This window comes from Ensifer adhaerens (assembly GCF_001270265.1).
Classification (GTDB): Bacteria; Pseudomonadota; Alphaproteobacteria; order Rhizobiales; family Rhizobiaceae; genus Ensifer; species Ensifer adhaerens_B.
In genome coordinates this window covers 1-26,971 of sequence record NZ_LGAP01000005.1, presented here as the reverse complement: position 1 = coordinate 26,971, position 26,971 = coordinate 1, and the positions used below count along the sequence as shown (strand labels likewise).

Below are 26,971 nucleotides of genomic sequence, written 5' to 3'. Positions count from 1 at the left end.
ATGGCAGACACCAACGAAACCATTCTGGCCGTTCGCGGCCTCAAGGTGAATTTTTCGACGCCAGACGGCACAGTCGAAGCGGTCAAGGGCATCGATCTCGATGTGCGCACCGGCGAGACGCTCGCGGTCGTGGGCGAATCCGGTTCGGGAAAGAGCCAGACCATGATGGGCATCATGGGACTGCTCGCCAAGAACGGCACCGTTACCGGTTCTGCCCGCTACCGCGGTCAGGAGCTGGTGGGGCTTTCGCCCAAGGCGCTCAACGGCGTGCGCGGTTCCAAGATCACCATGATCTTCCAGGAGCCGATGACGTCGCTCGACCCGCTCTACACGATCGGCCGGCAGATCGCCGAACCGATCGTGCACCACCGCGGCGGCACGTTCAAACAGGCACGCAAACGCGTGCTGGAACTGCTGGAACTGGTTGGCATCCCGGAACCGGGTCGACGTATCGACAGCTATCCGCACGAGCTTTCGGGCGGTCAGCGCCAGCGTGTGATGATCGCGATGGCGCTTGCCAACGAACCGGATCTACTGATTGCCGATGAGCCGACGACGGCGCTCGACGTGACGATCCAGGCTCAGATCCTGGATCTGCTGAAGTCGCTTCAGCAGCGCTTCGGCATGGCGATCGTGCTGATCACGCACGATCTCGGCATCGTCAAGCATTTTGCCGAACGTGTTGCGGTGATGCGCCGTGGCGAAGTGGTGGAGCAGGGAGCGACCGCCGACATCTTCGAGCGGCCGCAGGCCGAATACACGAAGATGCTTCTGGCGGCGGAACCGAGCGGCCGCAAGGCACCTCCGGCCGACAACGCGCCGATCATCCTTGAAGGCAGGGACGTTTCGGTCGACTACGCGATTGGCGGCGGCTTCTTCACCCGAGGCAGCGCGGTCTTCCGGGCGGTCGACAAGGTCAACCTGCGGCTTCGCGAAGGCCAGACGATCGGCGTGGTCGGTGAATCCGGCTCCGGAAAATCGACGCTCGGGCGTGCATTGCTGCGGCTTCTGCCGAGCAGCGGTTACTACCGCTTCGGTACCACCGACATCTCCGGCTTCGACCGCGGCCAGATGCGTCCGCTGCGGCGTGCGCTGCAGCTCGTCTTCCAGGATCCCTACGGCTCGCTTTCGCCGCGCCGCACCGTCGGTGAAATCATCACCGAAGGTCTTCAGGTGCACGAGCCCGGGCTGAGCCGTGCCGATCGCGACCGTCGCGCCATCGAGGCGCTCAAGGAAGTCGGCCTCGACCCTGCGTCGCGCAACCGTTATCCGCACGAGTTTTCGGGTGGCCAGCGGCAGCGCATCGCGATTGCGCGGGCGGTGATCCTGAAGCCGAAGGTCGTCATTCTCGACGAGCCGACATCGGCGTTGGACCGCTCGGTGCAAGGCCAGGTGATCGAGCTTCTGCGCCATCTGCAGCGCTCGCATGGCCTGTCCTACATCTTCATCAGCCACGATCTGTCGGTGGTGAAGGCGATGTCGGACTACGTGATCGTCATGAAGAACGGCAAGATCGTCGAAGAAGGCCATACCGACGGGATTTTCGATGCTCCGAAGGAACCTTACACCAAGACGCTGATCGGGGCGGCCTTCAACGTCTAAGGCGAGAGCCTCGATCATTGCTTTCCAGGGGCGCGGCATCCGCGCCCCTGTTTTCGTTTGGGACCGGATGCCGCGGTCATTTTTCTCTCGAGCAGGCTTGCTGTGCTACGCGACGCTACCGCCCGTCGCTTTCGCCGGACAGGTCCGTCGCAATGAGCTTCTTGTCGAGCCCGAATTTCTGCATCTTTTCGTAGAGCGTCTTGCGGGAGATGCCGAGCGACTCGTAGACCGGCTTCAGCGCGCCGCCATGGGTGGCTATGGCGTTGGCGATCAGCCCCTTTTCAAAAGCTGCGACCTTTTCCGCCAGACGGCTACCATTCGGCTCGGACGAAGCGATCTCGTAGGAAGTCGTATCGAGCCCGAGCACCAGCCTTTCGGCGGCGTTACGCAATTCGCGCACGTTACCCGGCCAGTTGCGTTCCGCCATCTCGGCCAGCAGGTTCTGTGACACGTCCACTTCGTCCCGGCCGTAACGAGCCGCGGATTCCCGCACGAGCTGCAGGAACAGCAGCGGAATGTCGGCACGACGTTGCGTCAGCGGCGGCACGCGCAGCGTCGCAACATTGAGGCGATAGAGAAGGTCGGGCCGGAAGCGGCCGGCGGCCACTTCCTGCTCGAGATCCACCTTGTTGGTGGCGATGAAACGAACGTCGAGCGGCACAACTTCATTGGAGCCGAGCCGCGTGATCACGCGCTCCTGCAGCACGCGCAGAAACTTGGCCTGCAGGTCGATCGGCATCGAGCCGATCTCGTCGAGCAGGATGGTGCCTCCGCGGCCATGTTCGAACTTGCCGTAGCGTGGACGGATCGCGCCGGGAAATGCCCCGGGCTCGTGCCCGAAAAGCTCGCTCTCGATCAGGTTTTCGGGCAGTGCGGCGCAGTTGATGGCGATGAAGGGACTGTTCGCCCGGCCGCTCAGATCGTGTAGTGTGCGAGCCACGACCTCCTTGCCAACGCCGGTGTCGCCGATGATCAGCGTGTCGGCGTCGGAGGCGCCGATCGCGCGCACCCGATAGCGAAGATCGACCATCACCTGACTGCGACCGGGCAAGCGCTGTTCGATGTCGTCGCGCTTGCCGGCAACCGCCTTCAAGCGACGGTTTTCGAGCACCAGTGCGCGCCAGTCGAGCGCGCGGCGTATGGTGCCGGCGAGCATCTGCGCGGTGAAGGGTTTCTCGACGAAATCATAGGCACCTTCGCGCATGGCGCGGACGGCCAGTTGCACATCGCCGTGGCCGGTGACAAGGATTACCGGCACCTCGACGTCGATTTCGCGAATGCGCTGGAGGAAGGTCATCCCGTCCATCCCAGGCATGCGGATGTCGCTGATGACCACGCCGGGAAAGCTGAAACCGATGAACTCCAGGGCATGTTCGGCGCTGGCGAATGTCTCGACGCGGAAGCCGGCGAGCTCCAGCGCCTGCGCACTCGAATGGCGCAACTCCTCTTCGTCGTCGACGAGCAGGACACGGCTTTCGATCATTCGGCGGCCTCCTGGCCCAGGTCATCGGCGACGGGAAGCTCAATGCGGAATTCCGCACCGCCCTCAGCGAGGTTCGTGGCAATCAGGCTGCCGCCGAAGTCCTTGACGATATTATAGGAAATCGACAGGCCAAGACCCAGTCCCTTGCCGACGCCTTTGGTTGAAAAGAACGGGTCGAAGATGCGCTCGGCGATTGCGGCAGGCACGCCGGGACCACGGTCGCTGATCGCAAGCACAACCTTGTCGCCTTCGCTCCTGGCGCGAAGGCGAATGCGGCGATCGTCCAGGCCCTCGACGGCGTCGGCAGCGTTGGAGATTACATTGACCAGAACCTGCTGCAGACGAACTGACCCGGCGCGAACCACCAGCGGCACGTCACCGAGATCGATGTCGATTTCGGCCGCCGCCGCCTTGAGCCTGACAGCGACGATCTCCATCGTGTCGCGTACGACATCCTCGATCAGCACCGGCCCCAGCTTCTCGTTCGGCTTGCGCGCAAAATTGCGCAGATGCCGGCTGATTGCCGCCATGCGGTCCACCAGACCGGAAATGCGCCGGATGTTGTCGCTCGCCTCTTCGGCGCGCCCGCGCTCGATCAGCAAGGCTGCGCTGTCGGCATAGGTCTTTGCCGCCGCCAGCGGCTGGTTGAATTCGTGCGACAGCGCTGCCGACATCTGCCCGAGGCCGGCGAGCTTGCCCGCCTGGATGAGGTCGGCCTGGGTCCGGCGCAGCTGTTGCTCGGTCTGGCGCCGTTCGGCGACTTCCTCTTCGATCTGCACGTTGACGCGAGCAAGGTCGGCCGTCCGTTCGTCGACGCGTCGCTCGAGTTCGGCCTGCGCTTCCGCCTGCATCGAGATGCGCTCGTTAAGCCGGGCGCGGCGCTGCCAGAGAATGGCGGCTGCAAGGCCGGTGAGGCATAGGAGCAGCAAGGCGGCGATGACGGTGGTCAGCGCCTGGGTCCGAACGGATGCCGTGTCGGTCAGAACGTTCACCGTCCAGTCGGCATCGGCCATGTAATGCGACAGAAGCAGATACTCCCGGCTCGTATCGCCGGTAGCGATCGTAATCAGGTCGTGATCGGTCAGGCGGCCGGGCGTCATAGGCAGCGCTCGCAACGTCGCATTGGCGTAGCGCCGCGATGTCTCGGTGCGTGTAAGCCGCTCCGGCGTCAGCGGCAGGACGGATGCATAGAGCCATTCCGGCGTGCCGGACATGAAGATGATGCCCTCCGGGTCGGAAACGAAGATCTTGTACTCACCTCCCTGCCAGGATGCCTCGATGCTCTCGATGTCGACCTTGAAGACGATGACGCCGCGGATGTCCTCGCCGACGCGGATTGGCGAGCCGAAATAGTAGCCGCGTTTCAGCGAGGTCGTGCCAAGCGCATAGAACCGGGACTGCTGCCCCTGCAGAGCTTCCTGGAAATAGGGCCGATAGCTGAAATTCTGCCCGACGAAGCTCGTCGGACCGTCATAGTTGCTGGCGGCAATCGTGTCGCCGTCAGGCGTGATCACATAGATATCGGATGAGTTGAGAAGCGCATTGATATCCTTGAGGTAAGCGTTCACGGCCTCTCTCAGCCGCCGGTCGCGCGGGCGGGTGGCAAGCTCCTGGATGTCGTCGTGATCGGCGATTAAGGCGGGCAGGGCTTGGTAGCGGTTGAGGTGGCCGTCCAGGGCCGCCACGGCGAGCCGGAGAGCCGTATTTGCCTGTGCCGAGGCTTCGTCGAGATAGCTGCGCGTGGCCACGGCATTGCCTTGCCAGGCGAGCGCGGCAACCGCCAGCGGCAACAGGATGACAGCAACGACCAGGCGGTACTTCACGGAATGTCTGGGCTCCTCCTCCCGCACGTTCCCGACAGCCAGCATTTTGGCTCCACCGATCTTAAGCAGCGCCCGCTCCGCCCACAAGGCAGGGCGTCTTTGCTCATTGTTCGTTCAACGATTTTGTTCGATCGTCAATAATGCGTTGACAATGCGTTTGGTCGCGGCCGTCTTTCGCAACGGTCCGGATGAGCGCATCTATGCGTCATGACAAAGCCCGGTCTTGGCGGGCGGAAAGGATCACGGCAATGCTCAATCAGATCAAAGGCCTGCATCACGTTACGTCGATGGCGGACGACGCCTTCACCAACAACCAGTTCTTCACCAAGACGCTGGGCATGCGCCGCGTCAAGAAGACGGTGAACTTCGATTCCCCTGATGTCTATCATCTCTACTATGGCGATGAAGCCGGCACTCCCGGCACGGTGATGACCTATTTTCCCTTTCCGCAGATGCCGCGCGGACGTGCGGGTACCGGCGAAGTCGGGACGACGGTTTTTTCCGTTCCCGGGGGCTCACTCGGCTTTTGGCGCGAACGGCTTTCGAACCTCGGCGTCACCGGGCTCAAGGACGAACAGACCTTCGGTGAAAAACGATTGAACTTCGCAGGCCCGGACGGCGACGGCTTTGCACTTGTCGAAGTGCGCGACGATCCGCGGGCGCCCTGGGCGGAAGGCGGCGTTTCGCAAGATCATGCGATCCGCGGTTTCCACTCGGCTGCCATGCGGCTGCGCGACGAAGGGGCGACAGCGGAGCTTCTGAAGTTCATGGGCTACGAGGAACTGGACCGCAAGGACGGCGTCACCCGCCTGGTCATGCCCAATGGAAATGGCGCGGGCTTGATCGACCTTGAGACCATGCCGTACGTCAACCGGGCTGCCCAGGGAGCGGGCTCCGTGCATCACATCGCTTTTGCCGTCGACAATCGCGAAAAACAGCTCGAAGTGCGCAAGGCTCTGATGGACACCGGCTATCAGGTCACGCCGGTGATCGATCGCGATTATTTCTGGGCGATCTACTTCCGCACCCCGGGCGGGGTGCTGTTCGAGATCGCCACCAACGAACCGGGCTTCAATCGCGACGAGGATCTGGCCCACCCCGGGGAGGCGCTGAAGCTGCCGCAGCAGCACAAGCCCCTGCGCCGGGTTCTCGAAAGCCATCTGCAGAAGCTGGAAGCCTAAAGCGCACGGCGGCCGGGGCGACCCCCCGCCGCCACTTCCGGCAAGCAACAAGGAGATTTCCATGGCCGATCACGGCTACGTACACAAACTGAAGGCCGGCCAACCCGGCAATCCGATCTTCTTCGTCTTCCACGGCACGGGCGGTGACGAGAACCAGTTCTTCACCTTCGGCACGCAACTTTTGCCCGAAGCAACGGTCGTATCGCCGCGCGGTGACGTGTCGGAGCATGGCGCTGCCCGCTTCTTCAAGCGGACCGGCGAAGGCGTTTACGACATGGCGGACTTGTCCCGAGCAACGAAAAAGATGGCCGGCTTCGTCAAGGTCCTGGCCGAGGAGCATCAGGCCTCGGAGATTATTGGCCTCGGCTACTCGAACGGGGCGAACATTCTTGCCAATGTGCTTTTCGAGAACGGCCTTTTCGACAGGGCGATCCTGATGCATCCGCTGATCCCGTTCCGCCCCAGAGACAATGCAGCACTTACGGGGCGCCATGTGCTGATCACGGCCGGGGAGCGCGACCCGATTTGCCCGGCAGCGCAAACACAGGCCCTGGCGGACTACTTCAATGCACAGGGCACTAGCACCGATCTCGAATGGCATGCCGGCGGGCATGACATCCGGCAGAATGAAATCTCCGCGATCGAACGTTTCATCAAAGGTTGATGTTCACTCCAGCCGACGACGGAACAACCATGACGCGGCCGAGAGCGTGACGAGGGCGATGACGCAAAGCGGAATCGTCTGGCGCACGACCTCGGCCAGCGGGATATCCTTCAGGAACACCCCCTTCACGATCACCAGGAAGTAGCGCAGCGGATTGACCAACGTCACGGGCTGCAGCCAGGTCGGCATGTTCTCGATCGGCGTTGCGAAACCGGAGAGCAACATCGCCGGCACCATGAACAGGAAGGCGCCGAGGATTGCCTGCTGCTGTGTCATCGACAGTGCGGAAATGAACAGGCCGAGCCCGACCACCGCTGCAAGATAGAACACCGCGCTGCCGTAGAGCAGGAACAGCGAACCACGCAGCGGCACGCCGAAGATGAAGACGGCGGCGAGAATATAGACCGTGATGTGAAACAGCCCGATCATCATCGGCGGTATCAGCTTGCCGATCAGGATCTCATGCGTGCGCAACGGCGATACCATCAACTGGTCGAAGGTGCCCAGCTCCCGTTCGCGCGCGATCGAAAGCGCAGTGACGATCAGTCCGATCAACAGCGCGATGCTGGCAACGAGATTGGGCACCATGAACCACTGATAGGTGAGGTTGGGATTGAACCAGTTTCGCGCAACGACTGCAATGGTCTCGGAAGCCGTGCGCTCGCCGGCCGGCGTATCGGCGGCGAGCGTGCCGACGATGCGTCCGAGATATCCCGAGACGATCTGCGATGCATTCGACCGACGCCCGTCGAGAATGATCTGGACCTCAGCCGGCCGGCCCGCTTCGATGTCGCGCGAGAAGGTCGGGCCGATCTCCACGGCGGCTATGGCGCGTTGCCTGTCGATGGCGTCGCGAACCTCGTTTTGATCGTCGGTGAATGCGATACTTCGAAACGTCGGAGAGCCGTCAATCCGCTCGACGAGCTCCTGGCCCCAATGGCCATTGTCGCGGTTGAGAACCATGACGTCGACATTCGTCACCTCGAGCGTCGCCGCATAGGAAAAGACCAGCAGCTGCACGATCGGCGGCCCGATCAGGATTGCGCGGCCCTTGGGGTCGCGCAGCACCGCCAGCAGTTCCTTGACGATCAGCGCCTTGAGCCGAGTCCACCACATGTCAACCGATCCTCTTGCGGGTGCTTCGTGCCGCGAGCACGAAAAAGACGCAGCCGATCAGCAGCATGACGGCAATCGACTGCAGGAACATCGGCCAGATGTCGCCGGCCAGAAACACCGTCTGCAGGCTCGGAATGAGATAGCGTGCCGGCACGATGAAGGTGATCCATTGGATGACCGTCGGCATCGAGTTGATCTCGAACAGGAAGCCGGACAGCAGGAACGCTGGCAGGAAGGCTGAGATCAGCGCAAGCTGCGAGGCCAGGAACTGGTTCTTGGTCGCCGCGGAAATCAACAGGCCCTGGCCGAGTGCCGGCATCAGGAACGTTGCTGACAGCGCATAAAGTGCGGCAACCGAGCCCCGGAACGGCACGCCGAAGAGAAAAACGGCGAGGAGTACACAGAGCGTCATCGATGTCAGACCGAGGAGAAAATAGGGCAGGAGCTTGCCGGCCAGCAGCTCAGCGGCCGATACCGGCGTTGCCATCATCGCTTCCATTGTGCCGCGCTCCCACTCGCGCGCCACGACCAATGAGGTCAAAAGCGTGCCGACGAGGGTCATGACGATGGCGATCGAACCGGGGACAAGGAAATTCCGGCTCGTCAGCTCCGGATTGAACCAGAAACGCTGTTCGGTAGAGATCGCCGGTGGACGACCGGCGTCCTGTTCGAGCCGCTGGCGCTCCCAGTTGGCGACTGTCGCCTGCGCATAGTTCTGCACGAAGTTGGCCGTGTTCGGGTCCGAGCCGTCAACGAGAACCTGCAATGTGGGGTGCTGGCCCGCCGCATGATCGGCCTCAAAGCGGGCTGGGATGATGACGAGGCCGCGGATACGCCCGAGCACGAGATCGTCTTCGAAATCGCGGCGGTCGCGCCCAAGGCTGACGGAGAAGTAGCGCGATGCCTGGAAGCCAGCGGCGAGATCGCGCGTGAGTGGCGTCTCCTGTTCCACCACGAGGCCGATGCGCGTTTGCGTGGTATCGAGAGATACGCCATAGCCGAACAGGAACAGAAGGATCAGCGGCAGGACGAAGGCGATCAGAATGCTGCTCGGGTCGCGCACGATCTGGTAGCTTTCCTTGCGCACCAGCGCGGCAAAGCGGCGTCCGCGCCCGGTTGTCGGCGCTGCGATCGGTGCGGGCGAACTCATGCTGCCGCCTGCCTTTCTTCCGACCTCTGCACCAGGGCGATGAAGGCGTCTTCCATCGTTGGGTCGGGACAGGCCGCATCGGCCACCTGCTTTTTCAAGTCGTCGGGCGAGCCGAGTGCGATCGATCGGCCGCGATAGATGAGCGAGATCCGATCGCAATATTCCGCCTCGTCCATGAAATGGGTGGTGACCAGCACGGTCACGCCCTTTTCGACGAGGCCATTGATATGGGTCCAGAACTCGCGCCGGGTGATCGGGTCGACGCCCGAAGTCGGCTCGTCGAGAAACAGGGCTTCCGGTTCGTGCAGAACGGCACAAGCAAGGGCGAGGCGCTGCTTGAGGCCGAGCGGCAGGTCCTTGGCGGACATAGCCAGCAGGCGGCCAAAACCGAAAATCTCGACCATTAGCTGTGTCCGCTCCTTCTTGCGCTCGCCGGACAAGCCATAGACACCGGCAAAGAAATTCAGGTTCTGCGCGACGCTCAGATCGCCGTAGAGCGAGAATTTTTGCGCCATGTAGCCGAGGCGGTTGCGGGCTTCGGCGGCATCCCGGCGCAGGTCGAAACCGGCAACCCGACCTTCGCCGGCGCTCGGCTTCAGCAATCCGCAGAGCATCTTGAACGTCGTCGATTTTCCGGCGCCGTTGGGGCCTAGAAGTCCGAAGATCTGGCCGCGCGGAATGTCGAAGGTTATATCGTCGGCAGCGGTGAAATCGCCGAAGCGCTTTGTCAGCCCGTGAGCCTCGATCACCGGCTTGCCGCTCTCGTTCGCAAACGGCTTCTGTGCCTCTGCCAGTTTCGAATGGCCGCCGGGACCGCCGCCCAGCATGTCGATGAACGCGTCTTCGAAACGTGGTGGCGTCACAGTCGCTTGTGGCGTGACCCCCGCATTCTCCGACGGCGCAGACGGCGGTGTTGCCCCGGGCGCCATGACCAGGCGAATAGCCTCACCCTGGATGACGCCATCGACGACGCCGTCCTTATCAAGAAAGCGCGCGAGCGTCTCGCGGCGGCGTCCGGTGACGCCGGAAACCTTGAAGACACGATCAGCGACGCGTCCCGTGAGTTCGGAGGGCGCACCGGCAAAAAGCAGCTTGCCTTCATTCAAAAGCAGCACCCCGTCGCAGGCTTCCGCCTCGTCAAGATAGGCTGTCGACCAGACGACGCCGATGCCGGAGGCCGTCAGGTTTTCGACCATCTTCCAAAGGTCGCGGCGGGAGATCGGATCGACACCGACGCCCGGCTCATCGAGCAACAGCAGCCGCGGTTTGCGCAGCAATGCGCAGGCAAGCCCGAGCTTCTGCTTCATGCCGCCGGAAAGTTTGCCCGCCAGCCGGGATGTGAAGCGTTTGAGGTCGGTGAATTCGAGCAGTTCGTCGTACGTCGCCGTGCGCTCGGCGAGCGGAAGGCCGCGCAGGTCCGCGTAAAGATCGAGGTTTTCCTGTACGCTCAGATCTTCATAGAGGCCGAAGCGCTGCGGCATGTAGCCGATAGACGCCTGAATGCCGGCGGGATCCTTCGCGGTGTCGAAGCCCAGTACGTCCACCTTTCCCTCGTCTGGCAGCATCAGACCGGTCATCAGCCGGATCAGCGTCGTCTTACCCGCGCCGTCGGGGCCGACAAGGCCGGTGATACGACCACCAAGAATCTCCCCGTCGATATGATCGAGCGCGGGTGCTCCCTTGCCAAAACGCTTGACGACGCCGGAGATCCGCACGAAGGGCTCGTCAGTCATGATGCGCCTCTTTCAGTCTCTGGCAGATGCACGGTCACGGGCATGCCCTGACGCAGATCCGCTCCCGGCTTCGTCACGACGATACGCAGGCGGTAGACGAGATCAGTGCGCAGTTCCGGCGTTTCGACTGACTTCGGGGTGAATTCGGCAACGGGAGAAATGAAGCCTACCGTTGCCTCATACGGCCGATCCGGGGCGGTATCCGAAACGATCTCGACTTTCATGCCGGGATGCACACGCCCAAGGTCGGGTTCGGCGACATAGGCACGAACCCAGACGGGCTCACTCAGCGAAATCACATAGGCCGTATCCGATGGCGCGACCATGGCGCCGGGCTCGCGGACGCGGGAAAGCACGATGCCGTCGCTCGGCGCCAGCAACCGCGTATCGGAAAGCGACGTGCGTGCGCTCGCGAGCCGGGCTTCGGCAGCCCGAACCTGAGCAGCTGCAGCGGCGATGTCTTCGACCCGGCTTCCCTCCTCAAGGAGTGCGAGCGCTTCGCGAGCGGAGGTGGTGCGTGCGGCAGCCGCGGCCCGCGCGGCGCTCGCCTCATCGAGGTTCGCCTGCGAAATCGTGCCATTCGGCCGCAATTGCCGAGCGCGCTCATAGGCCAGATCGGCATTCTGGAGTTCAGCGAGCCGCTCCTCGTGGACGGCGCGCGCCTGAGAGATCTCGGTCTTGCGTGCGCCGGCTTTCAGCTTGTCGAGATTGGCGCGCAATGCGCCGAGATCCGCCTCGGCCGCATCGACCGCCTGCTGAAAAGGCGTGGCATCGAGCGTGCCGAGGAGATCACCGGCCTTGACCGGGTCGCCCTCGTCGACAGCCAGTTTGTCTATGCGGCCACTGACGCGGAAGCCGAGGGAGACCTGCCTGATATCGACATTTCCGTAAAGCACTGAGGCCGGTCGCTGCTCGGTCCAGCCGAGCCGCGAGGGAAGCTCGAACCACCAGCCGGCGGCGACTGCTCCGGCGACGAGGACGACGGGAATGAGTATCTTTCGGCTCATGGCTGGCGCTCCGCATTTTCGCCGAGCACTTCGACGAGGTTGGCGGCATGGCGCTGCAGCGTCTCGAGTTCGGCCGGGCCGACAGCTTCCCATTGCATCTGTCGCAGCAGTGCGGCATGCGCCATGCGGAAGACGAGGATGCTACCGACGAAGGACAGCGTCCTGAGCCGGACTTGCTGCGACGCCGGGTCCTCGCCAAGGATCGTGCCGACCAGCCGGCCGGCCATTGAGATCATCGGACCCATGATATTCTCGTAGACGCGTGCGAAGGCTTCCGTCGGCTCCATCTGTTCGCGGATGATGAAACGGGCCCAACTCTCGGACTGCCGGCTGACGAAGAGCCCGACCATGCGCTGGACCATCTGCGTCAGCAAGGCGCGTGCCTCCTTCGGGCCCATCGCGGCACCTTCCGCATCAAGTCGTGCCAGGCGCTCCAGGATCAACGTTCGCAGATCGGCGACATGTCCGCCGATGATCGCGGCCAGATGTTCGGCGGCGGCGATGTAGAGACCTTCCTTGCCGCCAAAATAGTAAGGGATCGCCTGCAGGTTGACGCCGGCCGCATCGGCCAGCTTGCGCGTGCTTGCGCCATCGAAGCCGTAACGTCCGAAGATGTCGATGGACGCTGAAAGCAGCTTCGCTCTCGTGGCGTCGCCGCGATCGGGTCTGGGGGCGGATTGGGAATTTTCGTTTTTCATCATGTGCGCATATTACGTCACTCAGTCGATTAAGTCAATCGAATGAATTGGCGTGATGCGACTCAAGAAACGTCACCAGCCGGCGAGGTCGGAATGCACTTTCTAAGATATGGCTTGGCAGCGCCGCTCGGGGAGGGCGGTTCGATAGACGGCCGCCCTAGGCGACGTCGCGCTCGTCGTCATTTTCCAGCCTGCGCTGGAAGAGTGCGGCAATCAGATCGGACTGCGTAACGATTCCGACCAGCCGATTGTTGGCGTCGACGACAGGCATGTGGTGCAGCCCCATGTCGGCCATCGGCGGGACGAGCTTGGCGATCATCGTCTCCGGTAGAGCCGACTGGACGCGGGGCGTCATGATCTCGGAAACCAGTCGGGGCGCCTTCGGTCCCAAGCCGATGACATTGCCGATGCGCTGCCGCAGCCCGGTATTTGGCGCCAGCATGGTATGTTTGATGAAGTCGGTTTGGGTGACGATGCCGACGATGCCGTCCTTTTCCGTGACCACCGGCAAAGCCTTGATGTTGTGATCCAGCAAAGTCTGCCACGCCTGCCGCAGCGTGGTTTCCGGCGTGGCAGTTGCGACGTCGCGTGACATGACTTCGCCGCAAGTGATCTCGCCCGAGCGCCGATTGAAGGCGCGGATCTGCGCCTGGTGAATAAGGGCGTCGAGTTCATCCGGGCTGATGTCGACAACCTCGCCATACTGCGCCAGCACGGCCTGCAAGTCTTCCGGCACGATGCCGAGACGTTGCATCGGCGGTGGGTCATCGGTGCGGTGCGTATTGCCGGCGGGCGCCAGATGCGGGTAGCGCCGGCCGGTGGCGTTGTTGAACAGCAGCGCGACGACGAGGATGAGGGCGGAGTTGATCGCGACCGGCGACAACACGAACCAGTAGCCGGCCTCATGGATAGACGTGCCGCCGAGCACGGCAGTCAGCGCGACCGCGCCGCTTGGAGGATGAAGGCAGCCCAGCAACAGCATGACAGCGATCGCAAGGCCGACGGCAACGGCTGCCGCAACGACCGGCTCTGGAATGAGAAGCGCACAGGTGACGCCGATCAGAGACGAGACGATGTTGCCGCCGAGGATGGACCAGGGCTGCGCCAGCGGACTGGACGGCGCGGCGAACAGCAGGACCGCAGAAGCGCCCATCGGCGCGATCAGCAGCGGCAGGCTGGCATCGGCGCCAAGCGCCAGAGTGCTGACGAGGCCGGTCAGAAGAATGCCGACAAGGGCGCCAAGCGACGCGCGCAGCCGCTCAATATGGCTGACGGGAACGAGCGATGGGATGAAACGCTTGAGGTAGGCGCTGGCCTTCGACATGGAATCTCGCGGGCGGCAGAATGACTGATTGCCCAGGCCAATAGCACATGCCGCTGAATTGGGCAGGAAATCTGCATCCAAAAAAACGCTACGGATTAAAACATATGCACGGCGCCCGCATCGGAAGCATTGATGGCGTAGACCTCCCGCGGATCGGGCGTCACGTCTGCACGCCGTCTGATCGCGCGCTAGAGAAGTCGATGGTAATCTTCGTGCCCCGATCCGGCGCGGTCTCCATTGTGATCGGGGCTTCATGCAGCTCGCTGATGCGCTGGACGATTTTCAAGCCGAGGCCGAGCTGGCCCGATCGCTTGATGTAACCGAGATCTTCATGATGCTCTGGCAGATCGACGAGCCCCTTGCCGTCATCCTCGACGCTGACGAGCGCACCGGGACCGCAGGTCAGCACAATGCGGGTGCCCGGCGGATTATGCTTGACCGCGTTCTCGATCAGGTTGCGCAGCATGTTCTCGACGAGCGCCGGGATAACGGTTACCGCAGGCGTTCCCTCGTCGACGAATTCCAGCGATTTGTCGTGATCGAAGACAAAGGGCGCGATCGCCTCTGCAAGGCTCGCGCCGATCTGCGAGAGGCTGGCCGACTGATAGGCTGACGGATCGACGGCGTCGGCCCGGGCAAGCGAGGTCAATTGTTCGAGAATATGCGTGAGGGCATCGAGGTCACGCTCGGCATTGCGGGCGCGGGGGTCGTCGATGTGGCTGAGTTCCATCTTTGCGATCGAAACCGGGGTCCGGATCTCGTGCGCGATGGAAGAGGAGAACAGTTTCTGGGATTGGATTAGGTCAGCGACACGCGCCAGCATGCGGTTGACGGCACTGACCAGGCGGGCGATCTCCTCGGGCATGCGGGTGAGCGGTAGGCGAGCAGCGCTGTCGCGGGGATCCAACCCGTCCGCTGCCGCAGCCGCCATGGCAACCGGTTTTAGTGCACTGCGGATCGACCAGATCGTCGCGCCGATGACGAGGCAAAACATCAACGTCATCGGCACGATCATCGAATCGAACATCTCGTGCAGCAGTGCGCTGTACATGAAGCCGTTCGGATCCTTCAGAATCGCCAGCTCGACCAGAACAGTTGCCCCGGCCAACTCGAAGGTTTGTCCACCGGCGATACTGAATGGCTTACCCGGTTGAATTTCGCGCTTCCAGAAGTTCGGCGCGTCAATGCTCAGTGGAAGAAAATGCTCGGCGCATTCCGTCGTGCAGTTTGAATAGAGCGACGTTCCGGATTCCGTTCTCACCCGCAGGAAGATCGAGCCATCGCGGTTATGGCGATCCAGGTAGCGCTCGCTCAGTTCGTGATCCGGCTCGAAACTCACAATGCCGTCGCGGACACGGATGGCGCTCGCAAGCGTTTCCGTTTCCTGCTGCAGCATGAGAACGCTGAGCTTGTCATCGTCGAACCAATAATCCGCAAAGACGACGCCGATCTGGATTGCCATGGCGAGCAGCGAGAACGCCACGATGCGACGGGCGACGATGCCGATCAGCGATGGGTTCGGCCTCTTCATGAGGCTCGCCTGAGCAGATAGCCGATCCCTCGGACGGTCTCGATCTGTATGCCGGTTTCGTGGGTCTGCAGCCGTTTGCGGACCCTGGACACGGCAAGCTCCAGCGCATTGGGGCTGATCTCCTGGCCATACTCCGAAAGTGCGGTTTCGAGCTTGCGCTTGGGAACGACGCGGCCGACTTCCCGCATCAGGATTTCGATCAGCGAGCGTTCGCGCGGCGGCAGCGGCACGACGATGCCGTCACATGTCAGGTCTGCGGTTGCCGGGTCGTAGCGTAGGGCGCCTGCCTCAAGCACCGGCTGCACCGCTTGCGGATTTCGCCGCAACATCGCGCGACATCGCGACAAGAGCTCCCGGTGGTGAAAGGGTTTGACCAGATAGTCGTCGGCGCCGGCATCCAGTCCGGCGATGCGCTCATCGACCGATCCGCGCGCAGTGATGATCAAGACGGGCAAGCCCGAATATTCCTGGCGAACGCGGCTCAAGAGCGCCAGGCCATCGCCATCGGGCAGGCCGAGATCGAGCAGAATCAGATCGTGTTCCTGGGCCGCGATGGCTGCCTCGGCGTCCGAAACGCTCGACACCGCATCGAGCCGCCAGCCCGCATCGCGCATGGTTTCTCCGACCAGTTCTACCAGTCGCGGACTGTCTTCAACCAGGAGCAGGCGCATCGAGTCGTCTCGGCATGACCATTCTTGGTTCGACCATATGGGCTTTCTCAGAGGCTGCCAACTCCCTCGCGCAGGCCAACCAAAGCGGGTGCCGGGCAGGCAATGAGCAATCTTGACGGGGTTTCGACAGCTTACCGGGCGTATCTCGACGGGGCAGGGGGAGGCTGCAATCGAACCGGCGACCCCGCATGACGCGGCCCTCCGCCTCAACCGGATGCCCGCGACAGCTCTGGCCGCAAATCAAAAACGGTCAGGCAGTTGCAGCAGGAGAAGACTGTTTTGATGGTCAGAAGAATTCGCCGGCCAGAACTCGGCAGCATTACGCTCAGTGCAATCGTCAGCATCTATTTGCTCGCTATCACCAACAATTCCTTCTGGTCGCACGCCGCCACCTACTTCGATCATTCGCGGTTGTCGCTTCTGTCCTTCGGCGCCGCACTGGCGCTCACCACCTTTGCGGTTTTGACGCTGGCATCGGTCAAATACGTCATGAAACCGGTACTGATCTTCCTCATCGTCGTTTCAGCGTCCGCTGCCTATTTCGTCGATTACTTCGGCGTGATCATCGACAAGGACATGATCGGCAATGCAGCCGTCACCACCCAGGCGGAGGCGAGCCATCTTCTGACCGGCAGCTTGATGCTGCAATTGCTGCTTTACGCAGTCATCCCTTCAGTGTTTGTGGTCTGGGTCAAGGTCCGCCATCGGCGCCTCCTGCCCAAGGCGGCTATCAATCTTGCCATGATCATTCCGTGCCTGCTCATCAGCGGCGGATTGATCTATTCGGATTTCGCCAGCGTTGCCTATGTCATCCGCGAGCACAAGGATCTGATGAAGCGGTTCAATCCGACCGGGCCGGTTTCCGCTGCCGTTCGATATGCTTCGTCGACTTACAAGGAGCGCAATATTGTCGTGCAGCCGCTGGGCACCGACGCCCGGCAGGGCGCGCGTGTCGCTGCTGCAGGCAAGCCGGTCGTCGTGGTCGTCGTCGCGGGAGAAACCGCCAGGGCGATGAATTTCTCGCTCAACGGTTATGACAGAGAAACCAATCCGGAACTCAAATCACTCGGCGTGATCAACTATACCGACACGACAAGCTGCGGCACGGCGACGGCGATTTCGCTTCCCTGCATGTTCTCGGTCTATCCGCGTAACGAGTATACGGACTGGAAGGCCCGCTCGACCGAAAACCTCGTCAACGTTCTCACACGCGCCGGCGTTTCCGTATCGTGGTGGGACAACAACACCGGCAGCAAGGGCATCGCCGATCTCATCAGCTTTGCGAGCATGACGAACCAGAAGAACAGCCCGTTGTGCAACAATGGCGAGTGCCTTGACGAGATTTTTCTGGGCGAACTGGACAAGAAGCTGGCGGCGACCAAATCGAACAGCGTCATCGTCCTGCACCAGCTCGGCAGCCACGGCCCGTCCTACTATCTGCGCTATCCCGAGAAATTCCGGAAATTCAAGCCGGATTGCCGCACCGCCGAGCTGATGAAATGCTCGGTCGAGGAAATCACCAACGCCTACGACAACACCATCCTCTACACCGATCATGTTCTGGCAAGCGTTGCCCGCCTTCTGGAGAAGCATCAGAATGACATCTCGGGCGCGATGATCTACATGTCCGATCATGGCGAATCCCTCGGTGAGAACGGCATCTATCTGCACGGAGCGCCCTATGCGATAGCGCCGCGCGAGCAGACGCAGGTTCCTTTCGTCTCCTGGTTTTCGAAGCCGTATCAGGCGGCAATGGGCATCGACACGAGCTGCCTTGCCAAAGAGACGGATCGGCCGAAATCGCACGACAACCTGTTCCACACCGTGCTTGGCATGATGGATGTCGAGACGAAGGTCTACAATCGCGACCTTGATGCATTTGCCAACTGCACCCGGCAAGGCCCGCTAGGCAAACCAAACGGGTCAACATTCCAGGCCGCCGATACGGCAAAAGACTTGCCGGCAGCGGTCGTCCCGGCAACGGCCATGCCGGGCGCCAAGGCGCTCTAACGAATGGTTCGACTGTTGGATCCAGCACAAATCTGATCGGCTTTCGGAACAATGCATCGGTCTGCAGACTTCCTTGCATGTATACTTGTTTACGTCCGCAAAGGCGGACGCCAACGAGTATTGGTAGAGGCGCCAGCGCCAATCGGCGCCGGCGATCTATCCTTTCGCGGAGGGAGAGACTGATGCAGGTCGTCGGAATACAGGTTTCCGCTGAACGCGCCGGCAAGGCCGGCTTCACGGTCGAGTTCGTCGGCGCCGAGGGCGAGGTCGTCACGGTCACATGTCCGCAGGACGCGGAAGCGTCCTTGAACAGGTTGAATGCCGTGGCCAGGGCAAAGGACATTCTGTCGGCGGCACTTGGCGCCGACGAAAAGTTGTTGGATGCGTCCGATCAGCGGCGCGCGAACCCAGCCGGGATGCACCCACTGCCCAATGCGCGGACCGCGCATGATCGGGAAACGATGGAAGAACAGCTCGACGAAGGTCTCGAAGATACCTTTCCGGCAAGTGATCCGGTTTCCATCGCCAGTTCGGCGATCGCCAAGGGAAATTCCCGCCGCTAATCGCCGCGGTTTCGCGATCCGGTTCGGGCCCGAACGCGACGCGCTGCCCCAGATCGGCGCGCTGCCTGTTGTGTGGGCTTGATCATTGCCAGCCTTGCCGTGTTTCCGCCATCCGTGCAGTCTATCGGCGCTCGTATCCAAACGTCGAACATACGTTACGGCGTCAACCCTTTCGTCGAGTTCCGGAGGACTGGCGCATGAGCGCGCTGCACCTGACCTTTGCCGTCGGCGATATCCACGGTTGCCTGGCCGAACTTCAGGCGCTTCTACGGCAGATCGAAGCCTATGCGCCTGAAGGCAGGGTGATTTTTCTCGGCGACATGATCGACCGCGGCCCCGATAGCCGTGGCGTGGTGGAACTGATCATGGCCGGCCCCCAAAAGGAAGGCTGGTCCTGGCTAACGCTGAAAGGCAACCATGAGGAAATGCTGCTCGGCGCCCGGAGCGGCGAGAGCGATGTCGACTGGTGGCTCGTCAACGGCGGCGTGGAAACATTGGCATCCTACGACAATGTCATTCCGGGGACGCATCTGAAGTGGTTGATCCAGCTTCCCTCCATTATCGTCGAGCGCTTTCGCATTTTCGTCCACGCGGGCGTCGATGAAACCATGCCGCTGGAGCGACAGGGCGACGAAATCTTCCTCTGGATCAGACGGCCTGACAATTACTCGGGCGACTATTGGGGCAAGCATCTTTGCCATGGCCATACACCGAGTCGATCCAACCCGCGCACTGTCGGCAACCGCACAAATGTCGATTCAGCCGCGGTGTTCGGCGGCAGTCTTTCCTGCGCGATCTTTGACGATGACGTCCCGGGTGGTCCGATCGGCTTTCTAAGCACCGGGCCTGGCGCTGACCATTCGTAACTAACCGTTGCCGAAGATGATCGTCGGCATGCCGAATTGCATTGTGCCCCCGGGCCCCACCCTGTAGGTGTGCCGGGACTGTCGGGCGGGCTTTCTCGCCCATCATCGCAGCTTCAGGGGATTACCGTTGGATACCGCGCCTTCTTCTCTTTTTGCCAAGAACTTCGCCGCTCTCCTGTTCGATATGGACGGAACACTGCTCAACTCCATGGCCGTCGTCGAACGTGTCTGGGGCGCCTGGGCTGTCCGCAATGGCCTCGATCCCGTGGAAATGATGAAGACGGTACACGGCGTTCGTGCCGTCGATACGATCCGCACGCTCGAATTGCCGGGTGTCGATCCGGAGCATGAAGCGCACGAGCTTGCGCTCGCTGAAATCGCCGACGTCGAAGGTATCATCGAGATCGAGGGCGCTATCGCCTTCCTCAATTCGCTGCCACCGGAAAAGTGGGCGATCGTCACATCGGCGCCGCTCGACCTCGCCGTTCGCCGCCTCGCCGCCGCAGGCATCCCCACGCCGAACCTTATGATTACCGGCGAAGATGTCTCGGTCGGAAAACCCCATCCCGAAGGCTATCTGCTGGCCGCCGAGAGGCTTGGCGTGCGGCCGGAAGACTGCATCGTCTTCGAAGATGCTCCCGCCGGAATTCTGGCGGGCAAGGCCGCCGGCGCCGAAATCATCGTGATCACCGGCGCACATGCCGCAGCCGCCGACACGCCGCACATGACGCTCGCCCGCTACAGCGACATCGAGGCGGGCGTTGCCGACGACGGCATGCTGTCGCTGCGCCGCCGTCGCTGAACGCTATTATTGATCGACGCGGGCCGTATCGGCGGCGCTGCGTCGAGAAGCTGATGAAAGCCGGAGCGCCCGATCAAAGGCTCCGGCTTTTCCGTCTCTCGGCTCAGGCCGTGACCCAGCATTTCGTCAAGGCGTGGCCGCCCATCAGTTCGCCGTTCGGATCATCGACCCAGCCGCCGACCTTGTCGTTGGTGGCGTCGATGTAGTTGTTGAACATCGGCACGATGACGCCGCCGTCGTCGCGCAACATCATTGCCGCCTGGCGATAGATCGCCTTGCGTTTGGCCTCGTCCAGTTCGCCGCGGGCAGCGAAGATCGCCGTGTCGGGATCGAAGACTCCGGGGCTGCGCCAGGATGGCCTGGCGCGACAGCCGATGGACGACCTCGCTGCGGCTTGGTCTCTCAGACAACGTTGCCTCCCCCCCAGGTAAGCCGAAAGGATCGGCAAAACATGTCCGGTAGCCTCGATGGCGCCATTCAATATGCGCGACAATATTGTATACAATAATGTTGCCATTTGTATCCGGCTGTCGTATGCAATTGCTGGCGCTGGTGGTACATCCCCGGCGCCGGCCCGTGCGGGAGGAGGCATGCGACGAGGATCGCGTGACCCATGCTGGGTCGAGATTGTCGTAGTCATCGGGAGGGGAAAATGAAGAAAAGAATTCTGCAACTTTGCGCCACGGCAGCCGGCATTGCCGTCGGCCTCATGGCATCGACTGCAAGCGCCGCCACCACGCTCGAAACGGTCAAGGCGCGCGGCAAGCTGATCTGCGGCGTCTCAATGAGCACGCCAGGCTTTGCCACCGCAGACGCCAAGGGTCATATGCAGGGCTTCGACGTCGATGTCTGCCGTGCTGTCGCTTCGGCGGTTTTCGGCGATCCGGAGAAGGTCGATTTCGTTCTGACCAACATCAACACCCGGTTCCAGGCTCTGCAGTCCGGCGAAATCGACATGCTGTCGCGCCAGACCACCCACACCTTCTCGCGCGAAGTCTCGCTCGGTCTCGATTTCGGCCCGACGGTGTTCTACGACGGCCAGGGGTTGATGGTGCCGAAGTCGCTCGGCGTCAACAGCGCCAAGGAACTGACGGATGCCGCGATCTGCACGCTGCCCGGCACCACGACGGCCCAGAACCTCAGCGACTTCTTCCGCACGATCGGCGGCAAGTTCGAGCTGGTCGTCTTTGAAAGCCCGGATGAGAACCGCAACGCCTTCTTCTCGGGCCGCTGCGAGGCAATCTCGTCCGACCGGTCTGACTTGGCGTCGATCCGTGCGGTTGCCAACAATCCCGACGACTACGTCGTTCTTCCCGAGACCATTTCCAAGGAGCCGCTTGCTCCGTCGGTCCGGCAGAACGATTCCAACTGGCGCGATATCGTTTCCTGGTCCGTCTGGATGCTGATGGCGGCTGAAGAGCGCGGCATCACCCAGGCCAATGTCGACGAAATGGCCAAGAGCGAGGACCCGGAAATCCAGCGCATGCTCGGCGTCAGCGAAGAGCTCGGCAAGATGCTCAACCTCGACAACAAGTGGGGCTACAACATCGTCAAGGGCGTCGGCAATTACGGCGAAGTGTTCGAGCGCAACCTCGGCACCAAGACGGCGCTCGGCCTGACCCGTGGGCCGAACACCCGCTGGAGCGAGGGCGGTCTGCTCTACGCACCGCCGTTCCGTTGATAGTTGTCGGCCCGCGCCCTGGCGCGGGCCTTTCCGTCTTCGATGTTCCCCTTGCCCGGCAGATGTGTCGCCATGACCCTGTTCTATGACGCGCGCATCCGCGCGTTCCTCTACCAAGCAATCGCGATCGGCGCCGTTGTCTTCGTCGCCTGGGCGATGTTCAGCACGGCGAGCGCCAACCTTGCCAAGCAGGATATTGCCACCGGCTTCGGCTTCCTGGCGCGCCAGGCGGGGTTCGTCATCACCGAGACTGCGATTGCCTACGAGCCGACCGACACGTTCGGCCGGGCCATTCTGGTCGGCATCGCCAATACCGTGAAGGTTTCGGCGCTCGCGGTTCTTTTCGGTACGATCCTCGGCGTACTCGTCGGTATCGGCCGTCTGTCGCATAATCCGGTTCTGTCGCGTCTGATGCTTGGCTATGTCGAAGCGCTGCGCAACGTTCCGCTGCTCCTCTATCTCTTGCTCTGGTATTCGCTGATCATCTCCGTGTTTCCGCCGGTGCGGCAGGCAATCGAGATGCTGCCGGGCGTGTTCCTGTCCAATAGCGGCCTGGTCATGCCGGCCATGCGGTGGGCAAGCGGTTTCGAAGCGCTGCTCATCGCCCTGCTCGTCGGCACCGCCGCCGCCGTCGTAATCGAACGCGTCCTTGCGCGTCGCCGGATCGCCACGGGCAAGGAGATGCCGATCGCCACCATCGCGGCGCTCGCCTTCCTGCTGCCCCTCGTGGCTACATCGCTGCTCGCCGATATCTCGGTCTCTCTTGATATTCCTGAGCTCGGCCGGTTCCGCCTGACCGGCGGTTATCACGTGCGCCCGGAATTCGTGGCACTGCTGATCGGCCTGACGCTGAGCGCTTCGGCAAACGTCGCCGAAATCGTCCGCGCCGGTATTCAAGCGGTCAGCAAGGGACAATGGGAAGCGGCCACGGCCCTCGGCCTGCCGCGCTCCCGCACGCTGAAGCTCGTCATTCTGCCACAGGCGCTGCGCATCATCGTGCCGCCGCTGACCAACACCTATCTGACGGTTTTCAAGAACAGCTCACTCGCAATTGCCATCGGCTATCCCGATCTCGTGATGGTCTCCAACACGATCATGAACCAGACCGGCCAGGCGATCGAAGCGATTGCCATCTTCATGGCCGTCTATCTCGGACTGTCCATCCTGATCTCGCTGGTGATGAACTGGTACAACGCGCGCGTTGCGCTGAGGGAGCGCTGAGCCATGGCCCAGTTTGAAGGCTTCGTTGCCGACCCGACCCTGATGGCGCCGGCCGCGCGCCCGCCAGCACGCAACCACACCTGGCTTTCCTCCTACTTCGGAACGCCGGGCAACGCGCTGATCACCATCCTTTGCCTCGGCACGATCTTCGGGCTCGCCAAGCTCGCGATTGGCTGGCTGTTCGTCGACGCGATCTTTTCTGGGACGCCAGCGGAGTGCAAGGCTTCCAGCGGCGCCTGCTGGCCGTTCCTGTCGACCAAGCTGCGATATATCTTCTTCGGGTTTTATCCCTTCGACGAGCAGTGGCGACCGCTTACGGCGATGCTTCTGTTCCTTGGCGCTTGCGGCGTATCGATGGTACCGCGCAACTGGGGCAGGGCACTGGCGGTCACATGGATCGTCGTGATCCTGCCGACGCTATACACGCTGATGGCCGGCGGCCTGTTCGGTCTGACCGTCGTGCCGACCACGCAATGGGGCGGCCTGCCACTGTCGTTCATGCTCTCCTTCGTCGGGCTCGCCTGCGCCTTGCCGCTCGGGATTGCACTTGCGCTTGCGCGTGCTTCGAGCCTGCCGGCGATCCGCGTTCTTGGCGTCGGATTCATCGAAATCGTCCGCGGCGTGCCGTTGATCAGCATCCTGTTCATGGCAACCGTCATGCTGCCGCTGTTCATGCCTGATGGCGTCACCATCGACAAACTGCTGCGGGCCCAGGTGGCGATCATTCTCTTTGCCGCCGCCTATATCGCCGAGATCGTCCGCGGCGGGTTGCAGGCGGTTCCCAAGGGACAGATCGAAGCGGGCCATTCGCTCGGGCTGCACTACTGGCAGATCATGCGAAAGATCGTGCTGCCGCAAGCTTTGAAGAAAGTCATCCCGCCGCTCGTCGGCCTGTTCATCGGCTTCTTCCAGGATACGACGCTGGTGACGATCGTCGGCCTGCTCGATTTTCTCGATACCGTGCGGACCGCAATGCGCGATCCGCAATGGCAGGGCATCGCCGTGCTTGAAGGCTATGTGTTTGCTGCCGTCGTCTACTTCTTTTTCAGTGCTCTTATGGGCGCTTACAGCCGTTTCCTCGAGCAATATTTCAGGACCACGCATGACTGAGAACATTCACGTTATCCGCAAGGCGCATACCGTCGTCGGCTTCGACACCGAAACGAAAAGCCATGTCTACCTCAACGACGCCGATGTCGCCTATGACGATGCAGGTTTCGTCCATGTCGGCGGACATTACGATGGTGCCTTTGCCAGCGAAACCTCCGGCGCTGACCGGATGGTGATGCCGGGTTTCGTCAATGTGCATTGCCACTCCGGCGAGGAGCCGATCTCCAAAGGCATTTTCGAAGACGCGGGTACCGCAGCGCTTTGGGGCAATGCCCTTTATGAATATTCCAACCTGCTGGAGATCGACGACAGCGCGATCGAGGCATCGCTGACCGTGATGTTGGGCGACTTGATGCGCAGCGGGGTGACTACCCTGCTGGACATTGCCGGACCGCATGAAAGCTGGCTGCCAACCCTGGCGCGAAGCGGCGCCCGCGCCTTTGTCGCCCCCGGTTTCCGAGAAGCGCAATGGCATGTCGAAGACAGCCATCGCCTGGATTTCATCTGGGACAAGGCGCGCGGCCGCGAGGCTTTTGCCCGGGCGCTCGACGTCGTCGACGCCGCCGCGGCCCATCCTTCGGGCCGCCTTGGTGGCGTGGTGGCGCCATCGCAGATCGAGACCTGCTCGGCGGAATTGCTGCAGGATGCGGCAGCTGAGGCGCGCAAGCGCGGCATGCCGATCACCATCCACTCTGCCCAGACGATGGCGGAACACGAGGAACTGCTGCGCCGGACCGGCCTGACCGCGGTACAGTATCTCGAAAGCCTCGGCATCCTCGACGACAACCTGATCCTCGGCCATTGCATCTTCGTCGACAGCCATTCCTGGACGCGCCAGCGCACCGATATCGATCTCGGCCTGCTGGCGGCGCGGCGCACGACCGTGGCCCATTGCCCCGTCACCTTCTCGCGCAGCGGCATGGCGCTGGAATCGGTCGGGCGCTACCGTCGCGCCGGCGTCAATGTCGCGCTCGGCACGGACAGCTATCCCTTCAACATGCTGGAAGAAATGCGCCAGGCGATGATCTGTGCTCGGCTCTCAGGAAAATCCGTGTTCGACGTGTCGACCGCAGACATCCTAGGAACGGCAACGCTTGCGGGCGCCAGGGCCCTCGGCCGAGACGATATCGGCCGGGTTGCCGTCGGCGCGAAAGCGGACTTTCTGGTCGTCGACCTGAAGCATCACGCTATGCAGCCGGTCTACGACCCCTTGCGCAATCTGCTTCATTGCGCGGCCGAACGCGCCATCGAGGAGGTCTACGTCGATGGACAATGCGTCGTGCGCCATGGCCGCCCGACTTTGATCGATTATGACGGAGCTGTTGCCCTGTTGCAGGAAGCTCAGGACTATGCGTGCCGCAAGGCGCCGGAAAACGACCCGGCGAAACGGCCGATGCGCGATCTCGCGCCCTTGTCGCTGCCCGTCGGGCAGTAAGAGCCGAAGCAATACGCAAGCATCAACTGCGGAGGCGCCGGTACTACCGGCGCCCTCGCGTTTCAGGCCTGCGCCACCAGCCGCGGCTTCTCTGCCTCGGCTTCATTCTGCTTCGGCTTCGCAAGGGGTTGCCCTTCCCTGAACAATTTCCACTTTGTCGGGCGGAAGGCGACCCTGGCGCGATCCTGGGCTGTGGAGCGTTCGGGCGGCAGCTCGATTTCGGCATGCGGGTGGTTGCGGCCGAGGTCGAGTTCGAGATGGCGGGTGCCGGCGACGCGGCGGCTGGCGGTGACCAGGCCGGCGAGACAGCCGCCGCAGCCGTCGATCAGTTCGATGTCGTGCGGGCGGAAGTAGAGGGTGGCGGGGCCATCGGGCTCGGTCGGGGCGCGCAGGCCGATCGGCCGGGCCTCAAACCAGATCTCGCCGTTCGACAGCGTCACGGCCAAAGCGTTCGACTGGCCGATGAAGCCGTAGACGAAGGGCGAGACCGGATGGTCGTAGATCTCGTCGGGGGTGCCGACCTGTTCGATCGCCCCCTTGCTCATCACCACGACCCGGTCGGCCAGTTCCAGCGCCTCTTCCTGGTCATGGGTGACGAAGATGGTGGTGTGGCCGGTGCGGTCGTGGATCTCGCGCAGCCAGCGCCTGAGTTCCTTCCTGACCTGGGCATCGAGCGCGCCAAAAGGCTCGTCGAGCAAAAGCACGTTCGGCTCGACCGCCATGGCACGGGCGAGCGCGACGCGCTGGCGCTGGCCGCCCGACAGCTGCGCCGGGTAACGCTTCTCCAGCCCGGAGAGCTGGACGAGATCGAGCAGGTCAAGGGCGCGCTTGCGGATGTCGGCGGCCGGCGGCCGGCGGTTGGCCGGGCGCACCTTCAGCCCGAAGGCGACGTTGTCGAGCACCGTCATGTGACGGAACAGCGCATAGTGCTGGAAGACGAAGCCGATGTTGCGCTGCTGCACGGTCTTTTGCGAGGCATCGTCGTCGCCGAAGAAGATCGTGCCGGCGGTCGGGCTTTCCAGACCGGCGACCAGCCTCAACAGCGTCGTCTTGCCCGAGCCGGACGGGCCCAAGAGCGCGATCAGTTCGCCCGAGCGGATGTCGAGCGAGACGTCGTCGAGCGCTGGAAAGCGGCCGAATTCCTTGCGTATGTTCTGAACGCGGACTTCCATGACGATCCGGACCTTTCAATGCCTGCGGCTGGCGGCGATCTCGGCGCTGTAGCGAAGCTCGAGCGCCGTTTTCAAGACGAGGGTGACCAGCGCCAGCAGCGCCAGCAACGTCGCAACCGCAAAGGCGG

The 26,971-nt window shown here is 62.4% G+C and carries 23 protein-coding genes and 1 pseudogene; 11 read left to right on the top strand and 13 right to left on the bottom strand.

Translation table 11 applies throughout. From position 1 onward, the window contains the following. Nucleotides 1-1,602 (top strand): ABC transporter ATP-binding protein, encoded by a 1,602-nt coding sequence (locus tag AC244_RS11505; RefSeq protein WP_053248968.1) that lies wholly within the window; start codon nucleotides 1-3, stop codon nucleotides 1,600-1,602. Between the two features lie 115 nt (nucleotides 1,603-1,717). On the opposite strand, the gene AC244_RS11500 is transcribed toward AC244_RS11505, so the two are convergent. Together AC244_RS11500 and AC244_RS11495 are read right to left on the bottom strand one after the other, a co-directional pair. After that, nucleotides 1,718-3,085, bottom strand: a complete 1,368-nt coding sequence (locus AC244_RS11500; RefSeq protein ID WP_053248967.1) for a sigma-54-dependent transcriptional regulator — start codon at nucleotides 3,083-3,085, stop codon at nucleotides 1,718-1,720. Then, nucleotides 3,082-4,908, bottom strand: coding sequence for a sensor histidine kinase (locus AC244_RS11495; RefSeq protein WP_053249126.1), 1,827 nt, complete (start codon nucleotides 4,906-4,908; stop codon nucleotides 3,082-3,084). Before AC244_RS11495 ends, AC244_RS11500 begins: the two co-directional genes overlap by 4 nt. Before the next feature lie 248 nt (nucleotides 4,909-5,156). On the opposite strand from AC244_RS11495, the gene AC244_RS11490 reads away from it, so the two are divergent. Beyond that, nucleotides 5,157-6,089 carry a VOC family protein gene (locus tag AC244_RS11490; protein WP_053248966.1) on the top strand — a complete coding sequence of 311 codons (933 nt, stop codon included), beginning with the start codon at nucleotides 5,157-5,159 and terminating at the stop codon, nucleotides 6,087-6,089. A 61-nt stretch (nucleotides 6,090-6,150) separates the two neighbouring features. Then, nucleotides 6,151-6,753: an alpha/beta hydrolase gene (locus AC244_RS11485; protein WP_053248965.1), complete on the top strand. Its 603-nt coding sequence runs from the start codon at nucleotides 6,151-6,153 to the stop codon at nucleotides 6,751-6,753. A 3-nt stretch (nucleotides 6,754-6,756) separates the two neighbouring features. On the opposite strand, the gene AC244_RS11480 is transcribed toward AC244_RS11485, so the two are convergent. The 8 genes from AC244_RS11480 to AC244_RS11445 form a co-directional block, all read right to left on the bottom strand. Beyond that, nucleotides 6,757-7,869, bottom strand: a complete 1,113-nt coding sequence (locus tag AC244_RS11480; protein WP_053248964.1) for an ABC transporter permease — start codon at nucleotides 7,867-7,869, stop codon at nucleotides 6,757-6,759. A 1-nt stretch (nucleotide 7,870) separates the two neighbouring features. Further along, the gene (locus tag AC244_RS11475) at nucleotides 7,871-9,019 is read right to left on the bottom strand and encodes an ABC transporter permease (RefSeq protein WP_053248963.1); all 1,149 of its coding nucleotides are present in this window, start codon (nucleotides 9,017-9,019) and stop codon (nucleotides 7,871-7,873) included. Beyond that, on the bottom strand, nucleotides 9,016-10,752 hold the full coding sequence (locus AC244_RS11470) for an ATP-binding cassette domain-containing protein (RefSeq protein WP_053248962.1): 1,737 nt from the start codon (nucleotides 10,750-10,752) through the stop codon (nucleotides 9,016-9,018). Before AC244_RS11470 ends, AC244_RS11475 begins: the two co-directional genes overlap by 4 nt. After that, on the bottom strand, nucleotides 10,749-11,759 hold the full coding sequence (hlyD, locus tag AC244_RS11465; RefSeq protein ID WP_053248961.1) for a secretion protein HlyD: 1,011 nt from the start codon (nucleotides 11,757-11,759) through the stop codon (nucleotides 10,749-10,751). The genes AC244_RS11470 and hlyD overlap by 4 nt, the downstream gene beginning before the upstream one ends. Then, nucleotides 11,756-12,460, bottom strand: coding sequence for a CerR family C-terminal domain-containing protein (locus tag AC244_RS11460; RefSeq protein ID WP_053248960.1), 705 nt, complete (start codon nucleotides 12,458-12,460; stop codon nucleotides 11,756-11,758). The genes hlyD and AC244_RS11460 overlap by 4 nt, the downstream gene beginning before the upstream one ends. A 154-nt stretch (nucleotides 12,461-12,614) precedes the next feature. Continuing rightward, nucleotides 12,615-13,781 (bottom strand): HPP family protein, encoded by a 1,167-nt coding sequence (locus AC244_RS11455; RefSeq protein ID WP_053248959.1) that lies wholly within the window; start codon nucleotides 13,779-13,781, stop codon nucleotides 12,615-12,617. A gap of 160 nt (nucleotides 13,782-13,941) precedes the next feature. Then, nucleotides 13,942-15,312: a sensor histidine kinase gene (locus AC244_RS11450; RefSeq protein ID WP_053248958.1), complete on the bottom strand. Its 1,371-nt coding sequence runs from the start codon at nucleotides 15,310-15,312 to the stop codon at nucleotides 13,942-13,944. Continuing rightward, nucleotides 15,309-15,983 carry a response regulator transcription factor gene (locus AC244_RS11445; RefSeq protein WP_053248957.1) on the bottom strand — a complete coding sequence of 225 codons (675 nt, stop codon included), beginning with the start codon at nucleotides 15,981-15,983 and terminating at the stop codon, nucleotides 15,309-15,311. The genes AC244_RS11450 and AC244_RS11445 overlap by 4 nt, the downstream gene beginning before the upstream one ends. 279 nt (nucleotides 15,984-16,262) lie before the next feature. Between AC244_RS11445 and AC244_RS11440 the strand changes: the two genes are divergently transcribed. From AC244_RS11440 to AC244_RS11425, 4 genes are all read left to right on the top strand, one after another. Beyond that, nucleotides 16,263-17,993: a phosphoethanolamine transferase gene (locus AC244_RS11440; protein WP_053248956.1), complete on the top strand. Its 1,731-nt coding sequence runs from the start codon at nucleotides 16,263-16,265 to the stop codon at nucleotides 17,991-17,993. A 182-nt stretch (nucleotides 17,994-18,175) separates the two neighbouring features. Next, nucleotides 18,176-18,556: a hypothetical protein gene (locus tag AC244_RS11435; RefSeq protein WP_053248955.1), complete on the top strand. Its 381-nt coding sequence runs from the start codon at nucleotides 18,176-18,178 to the stop codon at nucleotides 18,554-18,556. A 197-nt stretch (nucleotides 18,557-18,753) separates the two neighbouring features. Continuing rightward, nucleotides 18,754-19,422, top strand: a complete 669-nt coding sequence (locus AC244_RS11430) for a metallophosphoesterase family protein (protein WP_053248954.1) — start codon at nucleotides 18,754-18,756, stop codon at nucleotides 19,420-19,422. Nucleotides 19,423-19,549: 127 nt separating this feature from the next. Then, complete coding sequence (locus AC244_RS11425) at nucleotides 19,550-20,224, top strand: HAD family hydrolase (protein WP_053248953.1); 675 nt, start codon at nucleotides 19,550-19,552, stop codon at nucleotides 20,222-20,224. A 103-nt stretch (nucleotides 20,225-20,327) separates the two neighbouring features. Here AC244_RS11425 and AC244_RS38835 read toward each other — a convergent pair whose 3' ends face one another. Beyond that, the gene (locus AC244_RS38835) at nucleotides 20,328-20,741 is read right to left on the bottom strand and encodes a hypothetical protein (protein ID WP_414735911.1); all 414 of its coding nucleotides are present in this window, start codon (nucleotides 20,739-20,741) and stop codon (nucleotides 20,328-20,330) included. Between the two features lie 135 nt (nucleotides 20,742-20,876). Here AC244_RS38835 and AC244_RS11415 point away from each other — a divergent pair, with 135 nt between their 5' ends. From AC244_RS11415 to AC244_RS11400, 4 genes are all read left to right on the top strand, one after another. Continuing rightward, nucleotides 20,877-21,905 (top strand): amino acid ABC transporter substrate-binding protein, encoded by a 1,029-nt coding sequence (locus AC244_RS11415; RefSeq protein WP_053248951.1) that lies wholly within the window; start codon nucleotides 20,877-20,879, stop codon nucleotides 21,903-21,905. A gap of 72 nt (nucleotides 21,906-21,977) precedes the next feature. Beyond that, nucleotides 21,978-23,126, top strand: a complete 1,149-nt coding sequence (locus AC244_RS11410) for an amino acid ABC transporter permease (RefSeq protein ID WP_082366822.1) — start codon at nucleotides 21,978-21,980, stop codon at nucleotides 23,124-23,126. Between the two features lie 3 nt (nucleotides 23,127-23,129). Continuing rightward, on the top strand, nucleotides 23,130-24,236 hold the full coding sequence (locus tag AC244_RS11405; protein ID WP_234716916.1) for an amino acid ABC transporter permease: 1,107 nt from the start codon (nucleotides 23,130-23,132) through the stop codon (nucleotides 24,234-24,236). Next, on the top strand, nucleotides 24,229-25,671 hold the full coding sequence (locus tag AC244_RS11400; RefSeq protein ID WP_053248950.1) for an amidohydrolase family protein: 1,443 nt from the start codon (nucleotides 24,229-24,231) through the stop codon (nucleotides 25,669-25,671). The genes AC244_RS11405 and AC244_RS11400 overlap by 8 nt, the downstream gene beginning before the upstream one ends. A 62-nt stretch (nucleotides 25,672-25,733) precedes the next feature. Here AC244_RS11400 and AC244_RS11395 read toward each other — a convergent pair whose 3' ends face one another. Together AC244_RS11395 and cysW are read right to left on the bottom strand one after the other, a co-directional pair. After that, entirely contained in the window at nucleotides 25,734-26,843 is a 1,110-nt protein-coding gene (locus AC244_RS11395) for a sulfate/molybdate ABC transporter ATP-binding protein (RefSeq protein ID WP_053248949.1), read from the bottom strand. A 15-nt stretch (nucleotides 26,844-26,858) separates the two neighbouring features. Further along, a pseudogene (gene cysW, locus AC244_RS36365) lies at nucleotides 26,859-26,971 on the bottom strand (sulfate/thiosulfate ABC transporter permease CysW); the annotation flags it as partial.

Bases quoted from the DNA above. Each gene is read 5' to 3' on its own strand.
- AC244_RS11505 (WP_053248968.1), top strand. From the start codon at position 1: ATGGCAGACACCAACGAAACCATTCTGGCCGTTCGCGGCCTCAAGGTG.
- AC244_RS11500 (WP_053248967.1), bottom strand. From the start codon at position 3,085: ATGATCGAAAGCCGTGTCCTGCTCGTCGACGACGAAGAGGAGTTGCGC.
- AC244_RS11490 (WP_053248966.1), top strand. From the start codon at position 5,157: ATGCTCAATCAGATCAAAGGCCTGCATCACGTTACGTCGATGGCGGAC.
- AC244_RS11485 (WP_053248965.1), top strand. From the start codon at position 6,151: ATGGCCGATCACGGCTACGTACACAAACTGAAGGCCGGCCAACCCGGC.
- AC244_RS11480 (WP_053248964.1), bottom strand. From the start codon at position 7,869: ATGTGGTGGACTCGGCTCAAGGCGCTGATCGTCAAGGAACTGCTGGCG.
- AC244_RS11475 (WP_053248963.1), bottom strand. From the start codon at position 9,019: ATGAGTTCGCCCGCACCGATCGCAGCGCCGACAACCGGGCGCGGACGC.
- AC244_RS11470 (WP_053248962.1), bottom strand. From the start codon at position 10,752: ATGACTGACGAGCCCTTCGTGCGGATCTCCGGCGTCGTCAAGCGTTTT.
- hlyD (WP_053248961.1), bottom strand. From the start codon at position 11,759: ATGAGCCGAAAGATACTCATTCCCGTCGTCCTCGTCGCCGGAGCAGTC.
- AC244_RS11460 (WP_053248960.1), bottom strand. From the start codon at position 12,460: ATGATGAAAAACGAAAATTCCCAATCCGCCCCCAGACCCGATCGCGGC.
- AC244_RS11455 (WP_053248959.1), bottom strand. From the start codon at position 13,781: ATGTCGAAGGCCAGCGCCTACCTCAAGCGTTTCATCCCATCGCTCGTT.
- AC244_RS11450 (WP_053248958.1), bottom strand. From the start codon at position 15,312: ATGAAGAGGCCGAACCCATCGCTGATCGGCATCGTCGCCCGTCGCATC.
- AC244_RS11445 (WP_053248957.1), bottom strand. From the start codon at position 15,983: ATGCGCCTGCTCCTGGTTGAAGACAGTCCGCGACTGGTAGAACTGGTC.
- AC244_RS11435 (WP_053248955.1), top strand. From the start codon at position 18,176: ATGCAGGTCGTCGGAATACAGGTTTCCGCTGAACGCGCCGGCAAGGCC.
- AC244_RS11430 (WP_053248954.1), top strand. From the start codon at position 18,754: ATGAGCGCGCTGCACCTGACCTTTGCCGTCGGCGATATCCACGGTTGC.
- AC244_RS38835 (WP_414735911.1), bottom strand. From the start codon at position 20,741: ATGGCAACATTATTGTATACAATATTGTCGCGCATATTGAATGGCGCC.
- AC244_RS11415 (WP_053248951.1), top strand. From the start codon at position 20,877: ATGAAGAAAAGAATTCTGCAACTTTGCGCCACGGCAGCCGGCATTGCC.
- AC244_RS11410 (WP_082366822.1), top strand. From the start codon at position 21,978: ATGACCCTGTTCTATGACGCGCGCATCCGCGCGTTCCTCTACCAAGCA.
- AC244_RS11405 (WP_234716916.1), top strand. From the start codon at position 23,130: ATGGCCCAGTTTGAAGGCTTCGTTGCCGACCCGACCCTGATGGCGCCG.
- AC244_RS11400 (WP_053248950.1), top strand. From the start codon at position 24,229: ATGACTGAGAACATTCACGTTATCCGCAAGGCGCATACCGTCGTCGGC.
- AC244_RS11395 (WP_053248949.1), bottom strand. From the start codon at position 26,843: ATGGAAGTCCGCGTTCAGAACATACGCAAGGAATTCGGCCGCTTTCCA.